Here is a 17,526-nt window from a genome sequence, read left to right on the forward strand (position 1 = left end):
ACATGACAACGCTGGGCTTGGGGATTGATGCTGGCGGGACGCAAACGCGTTGGGCGCTGGCGGATGCCGAAGGGCCGATCGTGGCGGAAGGGCATGTCGCGGGTATGTCGGCGTTGCAAATGCACAGCGACGCAGGGCGGGACGTTATGCACAGTGTCTTTGCAGAAATGGCCCAGGCGGTGCTCGCTTGCGGACAACCCACGCGCGTTTGCGCCGGGTTGACAGGCTGGGGCAGCGATAACACGCTGCCCGCGCAATGGCTGTCTGAATTGCTGGGCATCACACCCGATCGCGTCACCATGTCAAACGACGTGGAAATCGCCTACCTCGACAGTTTCACACCTGGCGCAGGCTACCTGGTCTACGCAGGCACCGGCTCGATAGCCGCCTATATCGACGAACACGGCGCCTTCCACCGCGCCGGCGGCCGTGGCGTGGGCCTCGATGATGGCGGCGGCGGTTACTGGATTGCCCGCGAAGCGTTGCGCCACATCTGGCGCCGCGAAGACGAACAGCCCGGCGCCTGGCGCGATTCTCCCATGGCGCAAGCCGTCTTCGATTATGTCGGCGGCAGCGAATGGGACCGCTCGCGCCAATTCATGTATGGCAGCGAACGGGGCGCCATCGGCAAACTGGCGCTGGCCGTTGCCGCCAGCGCGGAACAAGACCCGGCGGCGCGCACGATCCTGCAGCAGGCGGGCCGGGAACTGGCGCGCATCGCGATGGCGCTGGTGTCGCGCTATGGCGTGCGCCCCGTAGCGCTGTCCGGCCGCGCGGCGGATTTGCACCCGCTGATCGAAACGGCTATGCGTGATACGCTGGCGCCCAATGTCCCCATGCACCGCCATGCCGCTCAGCCCCATTACGCGGCGGCCCGCCTGGCGGCACGGCCCCAGAACTGATACCGGAGAATATCCTTGCTTAAAAAGCTGCTGTTGCCCCTGACCGCTGCATTGCTGACCGGCTGCGCCACCGCGCCCCCAGCCGCGCGGCTCGATAACACCTACACGGCCCGCAGCCAGAGCAGCCGCGTCAAGTTTGTCATCCTGCATTACACGGTGGGCAATTTGCCAAGCGCGATCAAGACGCTGACGGAACAAGTGGTCAGCAGCCATTACCTGCTGACGGATGAAGCGGAACCGAAGTTTTATGTGCTGGTCGATGAATCGCGCCAGTCCAACCACGCAGGCTTGTCGAGCTGGAAAACGTTCTCCAACCTGAACCCCGCATCGATCGGCATTGAAATCGTCAATCCCGGCTATACGGACAACGCGCGTGGCGCGTATGCGCCATTCAGCCAGGCCCAGATCGACCAGTTGATCCTGCTGTTGAAAGACATCGTCAAACGCCACCAGATCGCGCCGCAAAACATCCTCGGCCACGCCGACATCGCGCCGCAGCGCAAGCAAGACCCCGGCCCCATGTTCCCGTGGAAGCAATTGGCGGACGCCGGTTTGATTACCTGGCCCGATGCAGCCCAGGTAGCGGCGCAGCAAGCCGTGTTTGAAACACAAATGCCGGACATCATGTGGATCCAGAAACGCCTGGCGCAGCATGGCTATGCACTGGCGCAAACCGGCGTGCTCGATGACGCCACCCGCAACGTGCTGTTTGTGTTCCAGTCCAAGTACCGCCAGTCCAAATACGATGGCGAACCGGATGCGGAAACCGCCGCCATCCTGGACGTGCTGACCCGCCCGCAAGCTGCCGCGCCAGTGGCGGCGACGCAGGAACTGCACTAAGCTGTAGTAACGATGCCGGCCGATACAAAGCCATACACGCCGGCAGGAGAGCATGGCATGACCCGTACCATCGACAGCGAAAACGTGCCAGCGCATCCGGACTTCCGGGCGCTGGCCACCATTGCCGGCATCCGCACGGATTTGCGCTACGCCACCGCCAACAACTTTGTCGGCCGCGACCTGTATTCACCTTATGACTGCGCCTGGCTGCACCGCGACGCAGCCGCTGCGCTGGAACGGGCCGCCGCATGGCTGGCGCATGAGCGTCCCGGCTATACGCTGCTGGTACTCGATGCGCTGCGTCCGCAACGGGTGCAGCAACTGCTGTGGGATGCGCTGCAGGGCACGGACTTGCAAATCTACCTGGCTGAACCGGCACGCGGTTCGATCCATTCCTTCGGCATGGCAGTGGACGTCACCATTTGCGATGAACAGGGCAATGAGCTGGACATGGGCACGGGCTTCGACGACATGACGGACCGTTCCCACCCTGCGCTGGAAGGACAGATGCTGGCCCGCGGCGAACTGACGGAAGCGCACGTGGCCAACCGCGGCTTGCTGCGCGGCGCCATGCAATCGTCGGGCTTTGCCGGCATCAATACCGAATGGTGGCATTTCGATTGCGGCGACCGGGCACTGGTACGCCAAACCTATACCCGCGTGCTGTAACCCTGGGGTCAGACGTGCATTCGTGCGTATCCCTGCTGGGGTCAGACGTGCAATCATGCATCGGGATTTTCCGCTGGCTCCCCAAAGAACCAGCAGAACCGGGCACGCCTGCAACCATGCTTGGCCAGCCATCACTCGCCGCTGTGCAAATTAAACTCAGCTCGGACGCAAAACGCCATCAATTGAAATGGCTTCGCAGGGTGCGGAAAGCCCAATGCACTAATGCACGCCTGACCCCACTGGGTTGACGCATCAATGCACGTCTGACCCCTGCGCTGCCACCCATTCGATCAGCGCATCGCCCACTTTGCGGCCGTTGCCATTGCCTGCCAGGTCGTGGTTGATGAACGCCACCACGATGCACGGCTCGCCATGCGCATCGGGTGCGTAGCCGGCAATTGCCGCCACATTTTTCAAGGCCCCGGTTTTCATGCGCGCCCGCATGGCGGCGGGCGTGCCTGCCAGGCGGCGGCGCATGGTGCCATCCACGGCGGCAATCGGCAGGCTGGAAAGGAATTCCGGCTGCCACGGCGAACGCTGCGCCGCTTGCAGCAGCGCTGCCATTTGCGCAGGCTTGATGCGCTCAATGCGCGACAGGCCGGAACCGTTTTCCAGCACCAAACCCGTATCATCAATGCCCTGGCGGCGCAGCCAGCCACGGATGGCCTGCTCGGCACGCACGGCGGTCAGTTCCGGCGCGGAGGGCAAAATGGCCGCCGCAGGCGCACCGGCATTGCCAGGGGCCGGCCCGCCGCCGATGACGGGAATGCGCGACGCTGGCACGGCCAGTGGCCTGCTGCCCAGCCAGCCGTCCGCTTCCAGGCTGCCAAGGCTCAGGTACAAGGTGCGCGCCAGGCCGTTGTCGGATGTCTTGTTTATATCGCGCAGCACGTCCGCCAATGGCCGCGACACGTGTTCCGCCAGCACCCTGGAGGACGCAGGCGTGGCGTTCTCCACCTCCGCTTCGCGCGCCGCGCCCCTGAACGTCCCCCCCAGCTTCGACCACGTATTGCGGAACAGCCGCTCCGCATAGTCGCTGCGGTCCAGCAAATTCACGTTGACCGTCTTCGGCCCGCAATGGCGGGGAAACGAGCCGCGCAATGTCACTGTGATGCGCGATCCATTGCGCGTCCACGTGGGCGGCTTCCACGCATCTTCCCATTTGGCGCAATCGATATCGGCCAGCACCATCTCCGAGGCCACCGATACGTTGTCCAGCTGCGGCAACATATCAAAGCGCAGCTTGCCGCCCGTGGAATCGATCGTAATGCGCGACATGTTCATGTTCAGCAGCAGCGCATCGGGAATCACGTTGTAATACGCATCCGGATATTCATCGAACTGCACGGCGCCGATATCCGGCCGCGCCGGCTGGAACAGCGTGCGGTCCAGCACCAGATCGCCGTCGATCTTGCGGATGCCCGCCGTACGCAGCTTTTCCAGCATGTGCACCAGCGCATCTTCATTGAAGTCCGCATCGGCCCCGCCCCGCAAATACAGGTCGCCTTTCAGCGTGCCGCCCGCCACTTCGCCCGTGCTGCGCAATTCCGTGCGCCCGCGGAATACAGGCCCCAGCAAGTCAAGGCCCGCCAATGTCGTCACCAGCTTCATTGTCGATGCAGGCTGCATGACCTTGTCCGCCTGGTGCGACAGCAGCACGGCATTGCCCCGCAAAACCACCACACCCACGGCGTCTTCCGGAATATTGGCAGCCTGCAGCTGCTTGGCCACAGGTTCAGGCAACGCGGCATGCGCAGCGCCATACGCCAGCAGAATGGAAAACATCAGGCAGCGCATCGTCAGGCACCTCCTCAATGGAAGAACAAATAGGCGACCGCAATCGCCGCGACCACACCAGCGAAATCCGCAATCAGGCCGCATGAAATCGCATAGCGCGTGCGGCGAATGCCCACAGAGCCGAAATACAGCGCGACGATATAAAACGTCGTATCGGCCGAACCCTGGAACACGCACGTCAGGCGGCCGACAAATGAATCCACGCCATACGTTTTCATGGCGTCGATCATCATGGCCTTGGATGCGCTGCTGCTCAACGGTTTCATCAATGCAGTCGGCAAGGCCGGCACAAAATCCGTATTGAAGCCCAGCCCGGAGAAAATCCAGTTAAAGCCGGACACGACGAAATTGAAAATACCGGCATTGCGGATCACGCTGATCGCCACCAGCATGCCCACCAGGTAAGGAATCACCGTCAGCGACGTCTGAACGCCCCCTTTGGCGCCCTCGATAAACGCTTCATACACGTTGACTTTCTTGCGCAGCGCGCCGACGATAAACACGGTAATGACGCCAATCAGCACCAGGTTGCTGAACACCTTGGAAAACGTCTCGATTTCCGTCTTGGTCAGGTATTGCGTGAAGTAGTAAATCATCGACACGATGGCGGCCGTGATGCCGCCCAGCCAGGACAACACGACGCTGTCGAACAAGTTGATGCGCTGGCGGATAGCCACCGCAATGATGCCCGTCACTGTAGCGACGTAGGTGGCGATCAGGCACGGGATGAAAATGTCGGACGGGTCAGCTGCGCCGAAAATGGAACGCTGCGCCATGATCGCCAGCGGAATCAGGGTCAGTCCCGACGTATGCAGCACGAGGAACATGATTTGCGCATTGCTTGCTTCATCCTTGCTGGGATTGAGCGTTTGCAGGCTTTCCATCGCTTTCAGGCCAAACGGCGTGGCGGCATTGTCGAGGCCGAGCAAGTTGGCAGCGAAATTCATCACCATATGGCCCGTGGCGGGATGGTCTTTCGGCACATCCGGGAAGATGCGGGAAAAGAACGGCGAAATGATTTTCGCCAGCCAGCCAATGGCGCCCGCCTTTTCGCCCACGTTCATGATGCCCAGCCACAGCGTCATCACCCCGGCCAGCGGCAGCGCGATATCCATGACGCCCATGCGCGCGGATTCAAACGTGCCATCGATAATGCGCTTGAAAATCTCGTTGTCGCCAAGGAGTATCCACTGCGCCAGCGCGGCGGCGAAGCCCACGAGGAAAAAGCCGGACCAGATGTAATTGAGGGACATGGGCGTAGAGAAACCGGAAGTAAAGGCTGACGAAGTCCCAAAGTATACCGGTCCGGCATGGCTTTGGCTTATGCTGTTGGCCGTAGCTTATCAAACAGGACGACATGACACGATTCCGCATACCCGCGCTGGCAGTGCTGGCCGCCTTGCCCCTGCTGTGCGCTGCGGCCGATACCCTGCCGCCGCCCGCACCGCATGACAAGGTACTGCGCACGTTCCTGTCCACCGGCGAGACGGCGCTGGACCCTGCCACGGCATCGGATATCGCCACCCTGGCGCTGCTGGAAAACCTGTTCGATCCGCTGCTGCGCTACGAATACCTGGCGCGCCCCGTCAAGCTGCAGCCGAATACCTTGCGCGACATGCCCCGGCTGGACAAGGATGGCGTCACTTACACGTTTCACCTGCGCCCCGGGATCTACTTCACGCCGGACCCCGTCTTCAAGGGGAAACGGCGCGAAGTCACGGCGGAAGACTACGTGTACAGCATCAAGCGCCTGTATGACCCCGTATTGAAGTCGCCATGGCTGTTCCTGTTCGACGGCAAGCTGGCAGGCGATGCGGCGCTGAAAAAGCAGTTCGGCTATGCGACGGTGATTCCCGGCTTGCAGGCCGTCGACCGCTACACGTTGCGCATCCGCCTCAACGGACCCGATCCCAATTTCCTGTTTTACCTGGCCATGCCTGCCACCAGCGTGGTGGCGCACGAAGCGGCGCAAGCGTATGGCGCACAGCTGGGCAATCACCCCATCGGCACAGGCCCGTTCATCGTGGGCGAATGGAAGCGCAGCGACAAGATCACGCTGCTGGCCAATCCAGCCTTCCGCGACACGGTGTTCCACGCCGGCCCGGATACACCGCGGGAAACACGCAGCTATGCGGCCAAGCTGGAAGGCAGGCGCCTGCCGCTGGTGCAGCGCATCGAAGTGAAAATCATGGAGGAATACCAGTCGCGCGTGCTGGGCTTTTTGAACGGGGAATTCGACTATATCGAGCAAGTGCCGGAATCCATGCGCGACATGGTGCTGGCCGACAGTACACCGCCCGCACTGAAACCGGAATTGGCCAAACGGGGCATGGAATTGTCGCCGTTTCCCGTGCTGCAAACGTATTACATGTGGATGAACATGGAAGACCCGGTCATCGGCGGCTATGGCAAGGACAAGGTCGCACTGCGGCGCGCCATTGCACTCAGCTATAACGGGCAGGAAGATGTGGCGCTGTTGAAGAAGGGCCTGGCGCTGCCCGCGCAATCGCCGCTGCCGCCGAATGTGCGCGGTTACGATCCGGCCTACAAAAGCCCTGTGGCTTACGATCCCGCGCTGGCCCGCGCGCTGCTGGACCGCTTTGGCTACAAGACCGGCAAGGATGGCTTCCGCACGTTGCCGGATGGCCGCCCGCTGCTGTTGACGATGCATACGGAGCCTACCACCGTGGGCCGCCTGCGCGATGAACTGTGGCGCAAGAACCTCAATGCCATCGGGCTGCGCGTGCAATTCAAGAGCGACAAGAAAACAGAAATCATCAAGGCGTCACGGCTGGGCAAAGTCATGATGTTCGAGACCAACTGGATCGCCGATTTCCCTGACGGCGACAATTACTACCAGCTGCTGTATGGCCCCAACAGCGGCCGCGCCAATTACGCGCGCTTCAATTTGCCCGCTTATAACGAGCGCTATGAACAGGCCCGCACGATGGATGACACGCCGGCGCGGCGCGCGCTGTACCGCGACATGAACCAGTTGATCCACGCGTATAACCCCTGGGTCGTGCTGACGCACCCGATTTCCGCCGATATCCGCCAGCCTTGGCTGAAAAACTACAAGCGCCACCCCGTCGAACAAACCAACTGGCGCTACCTGGATATCGACGTTGCTGAGCGTAATAAGGCTGTAGCGCGCTGAGAACTGCCCAGCATGCGTACAATAAACGCATGCGAATACTCAACCGTAAGGCGGCCGCCTGGGTTGCGGCCCACCCCGTTGCATTTTTGCTTCAGTGCATCAATGGCTTCCGCGCCAACCAGGGATTGCTGCTGGCGGGCGCGGTGGCGTATTACTCGCTGCTGTCCATCGTCCCGTTGCTGATGCTGGTGGCTGTCGTACTGTCGCACTGGTTTGACGATGTGGAATTGCTGCAAACCATAGGCCGTTACCTGGAATGGCTGATTCCGGGCCAGTCGCGCGCCATCGTTCGTGAAGTCAGCCTGTTTCTGCAGCAGCGCAGCGTGATTGGCTGGGTGCTGGGCGTGACGATGCTGTTTTTCAGTTCACTGGCCTTCACCGTGCTGGAAAACGCCATGTCCGTGATCTTCCTGCACCGGGTGGCGATCCGGCGCCGCCATTACCTGGTTTCCGCCATCCTGCCGTATTGCTACATCCTGTCGCTGGGCATTGGCGCGCTGCTGGTGACGGTAGCGGCAGGCGTGCTGCAAGTGCTGGGTGAAAAGGAAGTCGTGCTGCTCGGCCATACGTGGTCGCTGCAAGGCGTGTCTGGTTTCCTGCTGTATTTGCTGGGCGTGGCCGGTGAAGTGCTGGTGCTGACGTCGATTTACCTCGTGATGCCGGTGGGGCGGCTGTCGTTTTCCCATGCGCTGATCGGCGGCGTCACGGCCACGGCGCTGTGGGAAGTGGCGCGCCATGTGCTGGTGTGGTACTTCACGACGCTGTCGCAAGTCAATGTCGTCTATGGCTCGCTGACGACAGCCATCGTCGTCATGTTCAGCCTGGAAATCGGCGCCACATTGCTGCTGTTTGGCGCGCAAGTGATTTCAGAATTCGAGCGGGTGGGGCGGGACAAGCACAAACCGGTTCCCATGCGCGTTTAAACCGGCAAGCGCACGGTAAAGCGTGCGCCGCCCAGCGGGCTGTCTGCCGCCTGCACGCTGCCGCCATGCAGCGCCACGGCCTTGCGCGCAATCGATAAGCCCAGGCCAAAGCCGCCCGTATTGCGGTCGCGGCTGCGGTCCAGCCGGTAGAACGGTTCAAAGATGTGCTCCCGTTCATCCGGCGGGATACCCGGGCCGTCGTCATCCACGATGATTTCCACACTGTCCGGCAACCGCGCGGCCGCCACCACGACGCGATGCGCCGCGTATTTACGGGCATTGCCCGCCAGGTTGCCCACGGCGCGCATCAGCAGCCGCGCATCGCCATCCACTGTACCCAGGTCATCCGCCAGTTGCAGTTCGATGTCCGCGCCTGGCGGCAAGCCGGCCACGCAATCGCGCAGCGCATCGGCCAGGCCAAACGGCTGCCGCTGCAAAGGCTGGCCACTGTCGAGCCGCGCCATGCCCAGCAACTCGCTGACCAATGCATTCAATTCATATAAATCCTTTTCCATCGCGGCGATGCGTTTTTCCAATGCCGGATTGGATTCCGCATCGGCCGCGCTGCGCAGCAATTCCAGCCCGAATTCCAGGCGTGCAATGGGCGTGCGGATTTCATGTGATACGGAATGCAGCAAGCTGCGCTGCGACTCCAGCAATTGCCCGATACGGGCCGCCATCGCATTCATGCGCTCAGCCAGCGGATAAATGCTGGCGGAACGGGGCATGACAGCCCGCGCCGACAACTGCCCCGCGCCAAAGTCATCGGCCACTTGCGACAAATGCTGCAATCCCTTCCAGTGCGACCGTGACCACAGCGCAATCGGCGCCAGCAACGCCAGCGCCACGACTGCATAGCGCAGCCCTTCCTGCCACAGTGCCTGCGACGTATCGATCGGCAGCCCTTGCGCGTGGATCACGTCTTCGTCGCTGCCCACATAGCGCTCGCCCTTCAAATCCACACGGCGGAAAAACGCTTTATGCGCCACATCGATGACGACGTCGCCCCGCGCCAGCGCCGCGTGGCGGCTTTCCGGCAACGCGGCGCGCACTTGCGCCAGCGGCACCAGGTCATAGCGCACGTCGGACACTTCACGCACCTTATTCAACCGCGCCAGCCATTCGTCGGGCGGCGCCTGGTCCACATAGTGCTGCAACAGGAAAATCTGGGCCGCAGCCTGGCGCCGCGCGATATCTTCCAATGGATCGCCATACAGCCGGCTGATCGCAAAATGCACGGCAAACGCCGCCCCCGTGATGGCCAGCATCACGAACAGGAAGAAGCGGAAGAACAGGCGGTTCATGGGCCGGGATTGTATAAGGATTAACTTCCGGAAAGCCCGAAATTACAAATTTTAGACAATTCGCGGACATTTCGAAGGGGAAGTTTCTGCCCCGGCTGCCTAAAATGGTTGTATCAAATACAAAAATCCCCTTTAGGAGGCATCGTGATCAAACTGGCTGGACTGAAAAATTCTTCGCTGCGGCTGGAACCACTGGCGCTGGCAATGGCAGCACTTGTTTCACTGAGCGCCTGTGGCGGTGGCGGCGGCATGGCGGAACAAATGAGCGCGGCGGTGACGCCCGGCACGCAAGGCATCGCCGTGGGCGAACCGAATCCTTCCGCACTGGTGGACAAGGCAGTCTTCACGAAAATGGCGCAGGGCGCCGCCTGCAGCGACAAACTCAATCGCCTGTACATCATCGACAACGCGCAAGTATTCTGGGATGTGGCCGGAAGCTGCGCCGATGCGTCGTATTCGCAAGCCTTGTTTGGCGCCACGCCGGAGTTGAAGCGCTGCTCGTCGGGCGACTCGATTGCCGGTCCACGCACCAGCTGTACGGATGAGCGCTACCGTGAAACGTTTGACACCATCATCAAAAACCGCGACAAGGCAGACCTGGGCCTCGGTACTTCGCACAAGATCGAAGTGGTGGATTTGACGCCGCAATTGAAAGCAGGCGACACGGTGCCATTCGAACAGCTGGTGGTGAATCAATACTCCGGCAATAGCGAATTCAAAACCGCGGCGGTCACCGATGCCAAAGGCTGGACGGTACTGTGGCGCCAGATCAACGCCAACCGCACCGAAGTCCCTGTGGAGCCATCCATCGACTTCAACAAGAAAATGGTGTTGGCCGTGTTCACCGGCTATGGCGATGGCTGTGCCGGCGTCAGTATCGTCCGCACTTCCGTGCTGGAAGGCGTACTGCACGTGGAATATGCCAAGGCGCCGCCTCCTGCACCCGATGTCGCGTGCACCATGGTGGTCACCAGCCCTGTTGCTGTCGCCGTCGTGGATAAATTCGATGGCAAGATCAGCTTTGATGAATTGAAAGCCACGCCGGTGAAATTCAAGCGCATTGACGCCCAAATGAGCGCGACCGACAAGACCGCGCCATTTACCGCCACCGTGACGGATGAACTCAAGCTGCGCAAGCTGTGGAACCAGTATGTGGATGCCGCCACGCCGATGCCATCGATCGACTTTTCCACGCAAACGGTCTTGTTTGCGTGGGGCGGCCTGGGCATGACGTGCCAGTCGGCCACGTTCACAGGCGTAACGCGCGCCGGCGGCAAGCTGTATGCCAGCGTGCAAAACCGTACGCCTGGCCCGGCAACCGATTGCATCCAGGGCATGAAAGGCGCCGGCGACGTGGTGATCATCGAACGCAGCGACGAGCCGGTCATCTTCGCCACCAGCGTGGCGCAGTTTTAACGGAGACGGATGGAGAGCAGGGGCGCTAGAATGACGGCCTGTCCCGTCATCCGGCTTTGACTATCCATCCATTATGCGCAAGTCCCTCTCCCTCTTCCTGGCCGGCGCCGCAACCTGCGGCGCCGTTTCCGCTTGGGCGCAAGCACCCGAACCTGGCCTGATGCCGGACGGTAGCTATGACATGTATGCCGGCCTCGGTGTGCGTTCGGCGCCGAATTATGAAGGGGGAGGCGACCGCAAGGTGCGCGCGCTGCCGGTGTTGCAAATCGGCTGGAGCAATGGCGTCTTCATTTCCGGCATGAACGCCGGCTGGCACCTGTCCTCGGCGCCGGGTATCGAATTTGGTCCGCTGCTGTCCGTGCATCCGGCCCGCAGCAAGAATGGCTCATCCGTGCTGGATTCGGCCGTCGCCATTACCAACACAAATTCTATGGGCATTACGCTGCCACCGGGTATGGTCACCACGGCAGGCACGAAATACAACCTGTCGTACCGTTTCCGCGATATCGGTGCACGCGCAGAAGGGGGCTTCTTCTTCAACTATTACCTGGCCGACCGCCTGCGCATCACCAACAGCGTGCTGTATGGCGCTGGCGAAGCGCGCAATGGCTTGCGCTGGACGATTGACGTGCAGCGGGGCGCCATCGAACTGGCGCCACACCATACGCTGTCGCTGACGGCAGGCGCCACGCTGGGCAACCGCGCTTACAACACGGGCTATTTTGGCTTGCGCTCGGAAGACGTGCTGAGTGTCATGCCTGTTGCCGCCATTTACGATGGCAAGCCTGTTGCACCTGCGCCGGTGTGGGCGTATTCAGCATCCGGCGGCATCAAGGATCTCCACGTGGGCGCGCGCTGGAACTGGGCGCTGTCCCCGGCATGGCTGCTGACGACCAATGTGCAGGTCACGCAATTGCGCGGCGATGCGAAAAACAGCCCCCTGACCGACCGCGCCAACGGCATGGCGGTGTCCACTGCGCTGGCTTACCGCTTCTGACCATGAAACAGATCCAGTCCCTCATCGCCTGCCTCGCACTGGCCGCCACCGCGGCCTGTGTGCCGGCGCATGCGCAAGAGGGCGACTGGCTCAGTTACCGCGACGCTTACCGCGGCATGGTGGCGTTTGAAAAGTACGGCAAGCCGAAACAGTTCCTGCAACAGCATTACCAGGTCAGCGCCCGCGATGGCAGCCCGCTGCCACCGGATTTCAAGCTGGTCTTGTCCGGCAAAAGCATGCAGCTGAATTTGCCGCTCGATGCGGTGGGGCGGGCCGTATTTCCGCTGCTGAAAGCTGCGTATGACGAAAACGCGGCGTTGACCATCAACCGCAAGCTGGGCGCCTATGTCTTCCGGCCGCGCGTCTCGATAGCCGTGCGTCCGGATGGCGTGTATGAAGGCGCGGAATTGCGTGCCGCGTGCGAACAGGCGCTGGATTTCCAGCGCACCGTCAATGCGGCCGGTTACCGCGACAAGCATTGCGTGGGCGTGCGTTTCACGTTCGCTAAAAAATCGGATGCGGACGTGCGCTGGAAAGGCCGCGATGGCGCACCGCTGCCGGTGTTATCCGGCCCGGCCTTCCCGGACGAAGCAGGCAATGCCTACAGCGTGGTAACGGTGCGCTTCGATGCGGCCACGGACAAGGGACAGGTGATCAGCCAGAATGCGCCGCTGGCACTGGCGCCCGTGTTTGAATAATTACGGCAAGCTGTAGCTGAAGGTGTACGCGTGCTTGCCGCCTTCCATATTGATGGTCATCGTTCCCTTCAACCCCTGCAATTCGCCGGTACCGGAATCCGGCACCACATTGACCGTCAATGTTGGCGTGCCTTTGTCCATCAAGCCCGAATGCTGCAGGAAGAACATCCCCTTGCGGCCGTCCAGGGTCGCGGTCACCTGTTCCAGCGCCACGTAGCCTGCCGACCCTTTGGTGGCGGTCCGCACCGCCAGCATTTCACCTTGGCTGACGCCATCGAGCGGCCCATGGAAAACCTTTTCAAGGCGCTGCCGGCCCCACGGCTGGGCGTCTTGCTGGGGCGTCAACGTGATGTCAAACGTACCGCTGGCTTGCATGGTATTACCTCCCGCTGCATGGGCTGCCACGCACGTGGCGAAAAGAAAAAGGGATACTGCGCGCTTCATCATGGCTCCTGTAAGATGCGAGTCCCACAGTAAACTGCATCCACCGCCGCCATGATTGGAAAAACGCGACACGCAACGCCGTCCGGGGAACCACGCGGCGTGCTGGTTCCCCGCCTCGGCCAGGGCCAGTTCAGCCATGAACGGCAGTTGCCTTGCGCGGCGCTGGCAGAACTGGTTGAACATTACTGGCACGTGGCGTGGAACATGCAGGGCCACCCGCCTCAGACGCAGGAAACGCTGCCGCATCCGAATGTGCACCTGGTGATCGAGCACGATACGGAAGGGATACATGGCGTGCATACGGCGCGCTTTACCAAACTGCTGGAAGGACAAGGCTTCGCGTTCGGCATCAAGTTCCGTCCTGGCGGTTTCCAGCCATTCCTGGGCAAGCCATTGGCCGCCATCGCAGACACCACGCTGCCGCCCGATGCCGTGTTCGGGGTGGAAGGCGTGGCGTATGTACAGGATATCCGCGCCTGCTGCGATGCCCAGGCAAGGTTTGCTGCCGCGGAACGCTTGCTGCTGGCACGCCTGCCGCGATTGAACGTGCATGCCGACGTTGCGCGCGCCAATGCACTGGTGGCAGCCATTGCCGCCGATACCGGCATGGTGACTGTGGAAGCGCTGGCGCAGCAGTCAGGCTTGACCAAACGCAGCCTGCAGCGCCTGTTCCAGCATTATGTCGGCGCCAGTCCCAAATGGGTCATCAAGCGCTACCGCATGCATGAGGCAGTGGCGCAATTGCAGGCCGGTGTTCCCGTCAAACTGGCGCAACTGGCGCTGGACCTGGGCTACTTCGACCAGGCGCACTTCATCAATGAATTCACGGCGCTGGTGGGCAAGCCGCCGGGAGAATACCTGCGGCAATTGCCAGGCGCCGCATAAAATTCACCCCCACGCCGACGGCGAAAACAAATACCCCTCGCCCCACACAGTCTTGATGCGCTCCCCGTCGTGGTCGTCGAACTTCTTGCGCAGTTTGGAAATGCTGTTGTCAATGCTACGGTCCAGGCCATCGAATTCAATGCCGCGCATTTTCTTCAGCAGGGTATCGCGCGACAGCACGGTGCCGGCCGATTCCGCCAGGACCAGCATCAATTTGTATTCCGTATTCGACAGCGCCATCGGCTTGCCGTGCCAATGCACGACGCGGTCCGTCAAGATGATTTCCAGCGCGCCAAAGCTCAATATGTCCGTGCGCGGCGCGGCAGGTGCAGCCGGGGGCGCCGCGCGGCGCAGCAGGGCGCGCAGGCGGGCCAGCAATACGCGGGGCTGTACGGGCTTGTTGACGAAATCATCGGCGCCGTATTCCAGCAGCGCCACCTGGTCGTAGCTGTCATCGCGCGCCGTCAGCACCAGGACCGGAACCTGGCTGACCGCCCGCAACTGGCGGCACACTTCATTGCCGGGCAAGCCTGGCAACATCAAGTCCAGCACCACCACATCCGGCATAAACGCGTGAAAGCAAGCCAGCGCTTCATCGCCGCGCGCCACCACGTGCACGTCGAATTCGTTGGCAGCCAGGTATTCCGCAATCAGCGACGACAGCCGTTCGTCGTCTTCCACCAGCATCAGTTTCGTCATGACACCTCCTGGCCGGTATTGTAGCCAGCCAAGCGGTTACATGCCATGGCCAGTGTGGTGTGTTTTGTAACGGTACATGGCGGCATCCGCTTCGCGCAAGATCGCCGCCGGGTCCATCTCGCCTCCCATGAAGACACTGACGCCGATACTGGCGCTGCCGTGGTGCAGCAGCGCGCCCAGCAAATACGGTGCGTCGAGCGCTTCGTGCAGCTTCTCCGCCAGGAGCGCGGCCGCGGCTTCCGCCTGTCCCCGGTCTTCGCCCAGCCCCTCGGCCAGCACGACAAATTCATCGCCCCCGAGCCGCGCCACCGTATCGCTGGCGCGCGCCGCCAGCAATAAGCGGTGCGCCACTTCCATCAACAGCAAGTCGCCCGCTTCATGGCCATGCTGGTCATTCAATTGCTTGAACTTGTTCAAGTCGATAAACAGCACGGCGCCATGGCTGTGGCGGCGCTGGCTGGCTTGCGCCGCATGGGCCAGGCGGTCCATGAACAGGCGCCGGTTCGGCAAGCGTGTCAGCGCATCGTTCAGCGCCAGCTGGCGCAATTCTTCTTCCATCTGCTTGCGCCGCGTCAGGTCCGTCAACACCAGCACCAGCCCGCCGCCCTTCATGTTGCGGCCATCGATACGATTGCAGGCAAACAGTAGCCAGTGCTGCCCCAGCCGCACTTCATGGCGCAGCGTGCGTCCCGGGCTGTCGAACCAGCAATTGACGGCATGTTCCCATTCCGCGGTGTCGCCGTCAGCTTGCGTCATGCGCAACGCCAGTTCCACCCAGCGCTGCCCGGCCAGCGCGGCGCGGGGCAATTGCACCAGTTGCACGAACGGTTCGTTGAACAGCACCAGCCGCTGCGCGCTGTCAAATACGGCCACGCCGTTGGGCATGGCCTGGATCACGGACGCCAGCTGCGATTCCGCCGCCTGCAACGCCTGCTGCGTGTGATGCAATTCCAAGGCATTGCGCTGGAACACCGCGACTGCCGCCGCCATTGCACCCAAATCATCTTGCCGGTGCGCCCCCAGGTCACCCAGCTGCGTATCGCCGCCGGCCAGCCGCGTCATGGCGGGCGCCAGGCGGTGCAGGGGCCGCAACGACAGCCATGCCGAGACCACGGCAGATAACGCCGCCAGCGTGGCCAAGGCCAGCGCCAGCGGCCAGTACACCCCATAGGGCTTGTCCAGCATGGCGTCCAGTTCCGCCTGGGCCGCTTGCGCCTTGCGCTGCTCCGCTTCCAGCCGCACCGCCACCGCATTGCGCAGCGCCGCGTAGCGCGCCGCCGCCAGTTCTGCCGCCACGCGCCCGGCAGCGGGATCGCCGCTCATTTGCGATACCGCCAGTTCCACCTGCGCCTGATATGCGCTGATGCGCTGTTCCAGGAATGGTTCCAGCTCGTGCGCCAGAAGCTGCACTTGCCTGCTGTCTTGCCGCAACCGGGTACGCAGCATCGCTGCCAGCATTTGCCCGCCGGAGCCCGGTTCCACGCTGGCCAGCCGGTGTACATCCACCTGCATTTGCGCCAGGCCCGCTTGCAGCCGCTGCAGCGCCGCATTGCGCATGGCGGCAGACGCGGGCTCCCGCAGCGCCACCGCCTGCTGCTGCACTTGCCGCGCATGGTTCCATCCGGCTGCCAGCCCCCCCGTCAGCAACACCATGCATAGCATCGGTACCGCCAGCATGCGCAGCGCCAGCGGGCAGCCGCACCAGAAGCGCCGCACAGCGTCAGCCAATGCGCGGCAGCGTACCCGCAGGCGCAGCGTGCGGCGGCTCATGAAGCGCCTTGCGGGGCGGGATGGCAGGGCGGCTGGCATGGCAGGCAATCAATTCATGCGCCACTCGGCGCCATTGCCCGGTTCATACACGAGCTCATAACCCATGCGCAGGCGGGGAAAATGCAAATGCTGCCCGAGGTGCTGGTCATGCTCGGCAATTTCAGCGAGACAGTGGCGGATCGCGCTGCCCACGGACTTGCGCATGCGTTCACGGTCCGGCGACAGGAAGCGCTTATCCTTGCCCAGCGCACCGGCCCGTTTCAACTCGCCCACCACCCAGTCCATGCCGGCCTGGGCCTGGCGCAGCATGGTCAAGTCGCCTTGATCCAGCGCGTCGTGGCGCTGCGCTTGCAGCTTGTCGACCTGCACCGAGTAATGGCGCAGCGTATGCGCATCCAGCATTTGCCGCGCATCGGCAAGGAAATGCGAACGCTCTTGCGGCGACAGGTGAAACACCAGTTCTTCGACAGGGAAATAGCGCCCCGGGTACAACAGCAAATGCATCAGATAGCACGCGCCCGGCGTATCGGACAGCACAAACGGCGCGGCGGACTGAAACCGCACTTGCCAGCCGTCGCTGGTCCAGCGAAACAGGTTGGTTTCGTGAACGGTTTGCCCGCTGCGCTGGCGGTGCAATTCATCGATGCGCGCCTTGACCGCCAATTGCCGGCGCACGCGCGCCAGCACGACCTGCCCATCGAACGGCTTCGTGATGTAATCCGCGGCGCCCACTTCGAAGCCATGCGTTTCATCTTCCGTTTCATCCTTGGATGTAATGAAAATCACGGGAATGTCGCAGCTGCGGGGGCGCCGCTTCAATTCACGGCACACGGCATAGCCATCCATGTCCGGCATCAGGATGTCGAGCAAGATCAGATCCGGCGCATCAGATGCGACAGCGTCCAGCGCATCGTCGCCGCGTGTGGCGACGCGGATATCGTAGCTGGGCGACAGCAGGCCGGCCAGCGCCCGCAAGTTCGACGGCGTATCGTCAACAACAAGAATGGAAGGGGTGGCATGCACGG

Annotated in this window: 16 protein-coding genes; 9 read left to right on the plus strand and 7 right to left on the minus strand. The window is 62.2% G+C overall.

Going from position 1 to position 17,526, the window contains the following annotated elements; all coding sequences use genetic code 11:
* Positions 1-2: 2 nt before the first annotated feature.
* From GM668_RS12950 to GM668_RS12960, 3 genes are read left to right on the plus strand one after another with little or no spacing between them, the layout of a single operon-like run.
* The gene (locus GM668_RS12950; protein WP_155439380.1) at positions 3-902 is read left to right on the plus strand and encodes an N-acetylglucosamine kinase; all 900 of its coding nucleotides are present in this window, start codon (positions 3-5) and stop codon (positions 900-902) included.
* A gap of 9 nt (positions 903-911) precedes the next feature.
* Entirely contained in the window at positions 912-1,742 is an 831-nt protein-coding gene (locus GM668_RS12955; RefSeq protein WP_371868694.1) for an N-acetylmuramoyl-L-alanine amidase, read from the plus strand.
* 57 nt (positions 1,743-1,799) lie between these two features.
* Positions 1,800-2,411, plus strand: a complete 612-nt coding sequence (locus GM668_RS12960; protein ID WP_155439382.1) for a M15 family metallopeptidase — start codon at positions 1,800-1,802, stop codon at positions 2,409-2,411.
* Positions 2,412-2,663: 252 nt separating this feature from the next.
* Here GM668_RS12960 and dacB read toward each other — a convergent pair whose 3' ends face one another.
* The gene (gene dacB, locus GM668_RS12965; protein ID WP_155439383.1) at positions 2,664-4,196 is read right to left on the minus strand and encodes a D-alanyl-D-alanine carboxypeptidase/D-alanyl-D-alanine endopeptidase; all 1,533 of its coding nucleotides are present in this window, start codon (positions 4,194-4,196) and stop codon (positions 2,664-2,666) included.
* 26 nt (positions 4,197-4,222) lie between these two features.
* Positions 4,223-5,461 (minus strand): spore maturation protein, encoded by a 1,239-nt coding sequence (locus tag GM668_RS12970; RefSeq protein WP_155439384.1) that lies wholly within the window; start codon positions 5,459-5,461, stop codon positions 4,223-4,225.
* A gap of 104 nt (positions 5,462-5,565) precedes the next feature.
* On the opposite strand from GM668_RS12970, the gene GM668_RS12975 reads away from it, so the two are divergent.
* Together GM668_RS12975 and GM668_RS12980 are read left to right on the plus strand one after the other, a co-directional pair.
* Positions 5,566-7,365 (plus strand): ABC transporter substrate-binding protein, encoded by a 1,800-nt coding sequence (locus tag GM668_RS12975; protein ID WP_155439385.1) that lies wholly within the window; start codon positions 5,566-5,568, stop codon positions 7,363-7,365.
* Positions 7,366-7,394: 29 nt separating this feature from the next.
* The gene (locus tag GM668_RS12980) at positions 7,395-8,288 is read left to right on the plus strand and encodes a YihY/virulence factor BrkB family protein (protein WP_155439386.1); all 894 of its coding nucleotides are present in this window, start codon (positions 7,395-7,397) and stop codon (positions 8,286-8,288) included.
* On the opposite strand, the gene GM668_RS12985 is transcribed toward GM668_RS12980, so the two are convergent.
* Positions 8,285-9,592: an ATP-binding protein gene (locus tag GM668_RS12985; RefSeq protein WP_155439387.1), complete on the minus strand. Its 1,308-nt coding sequence runs from the start codon at positions 9,590-9,592 to the stop codon at positions 8,285-8,287. The two genes, GM668_RS12980 and GM668_RS12985, sit on opposite strands and share 4 nt — an antisense overlap.
* A 144-nt stretch (positions 9,593-9,736) precedes the next feature.
* Between GM668_RS12985 and GM668_RS12990 the strand changes: the two genes are divergently transcribed.
* The 3 genes from GM668_RS12990 to GM668_RS13000 all read left to right on the plus strand — a co-directional run bounded on the left by GM668_RS12990 (position 9,737) and on the right by GM668_RS13000 (position 12,703).
* The gene (locus tag GM668_RS12990; RefSeq protein ID WP_155439388.1) at positions 9,737-11,008 is read left to right on the plus strand and encodes a hypothetical protein; all 1,272 of its coding nucleotides are present in this window, start codon (positions 9,737-9,739) and stop codon (positions 11,006-11,008) included.
* A 73-nt stretch (positions 11,009-11,081) separates the two neighbouring features.
* Positions 11,082-12,005 carry a MipA/OmpV family protein gene (locus GM668_RS12995; RefSeq protein WP_155439389.1) on the plus strand — a complete coding sequence of 308 codons (924 nt, stop codon included), beginning with the start codon at positions 11,082-11,084 and terminating at the stop codon, positions 12,003-12,005.
* A 2-nt stretch (positions 12,006-12,007) separates the two neighbouring features.
* Positions 12,008-12,703, plus strand: coding sequence for a hypothetical protein (locus GM668_RS13000; RefSeq protein WP_155439390.1), 696 nt, complete (start codon positions 12,008-12,010; stop codon positions 12,701-12,703).
* Here the strand turns inward: GM668_RS13000 and GM668_RS13005 are convergent, their stop codons facing one another.
* Positions 12,704-13,150 (minus strand): DUF3224 domain-containing protein, encoded by a 447-nt coding sequence (locus tag GM668_RS13005; protein WP_229499263.1) that lies wholly within the window; start codon positions 13,148-13,150, stop codon positions 12,704-12,706. It abuts the gene before it with no gap.
* A gap of 96 nt (positions 13,151-13,246) precedes the next feature.
* On the opposite strand from GM668_RS13005, the gene GM668_RS13010 reads away from it, so the two are divergent.
* A complete protein-coding gene (locus GM668_RS13010) occupies positions 13,247-14,032 on the plus strand; it encodes a DUF6597 domain-containing transcriptional factor (RefSeq protein ID WP_170305621.1) in 786 nt (261 codons plus the stop codon).
* Positions 14,033-14,035: 3 nt separating this feature from the next.
* Here GM668_RS13010 and GM668_RS13015 read toward each other — a convergent pair whose 3' ends face one another.
* The 3 genes from GM668_RS13015 to GM668_RS13025 are packed head-to-tail and all read right to left on the minus strand — an operon-like array spanning position 14,036 to position 17,524.
* On the minus strand, positions 14,036-14,731 hold the full coding sequence (locus tag GM668_RS13015; RefSeq protein ID WP_229499265.1) for a response regulator: 696 nt from the start codon (positions 14,729-14,731) through the stop codon (positions 14,036-14,038).
* A gap of 36 nt (positions 14,732-14,767) precedes the next feature.
* A complete protein-coding gene (locus GM668_RS31165; protein ID WP_155439392.1) occupies positions 14,768-16,501 on the minus strand; it encodes a sensor domain-containing diguanylate cyclase in 1,734 nt (577 codons plus the stop codon).
* A 48-nt stretch (positions 16,502-16,549) separates the two neighbouring features.
* On the minus strand, positions 16,550-17,524 hold the full coding sequence (locus GM668_RS13025) for a response regulator (RefSeq protein ID WP_211923384.1): 975 nt from the start codon (positions 17,522-17,524) through the stop codon (positions 16,550-16,552).
* Positions 17,525-17,526 lie beyond the last annotated feature (2 nt).

Origin of the sequence: Pseudoduganella ginsengisoli (genome assembly GCF_009720865.1) — a bacterium.
Lineage (GTDB): Bacteria > Pseudomonadota > Gammaproteobacteria > Burkholderiales > Burkholderiaceae_D > Rugamonas > Rugamonas ginsengisoli.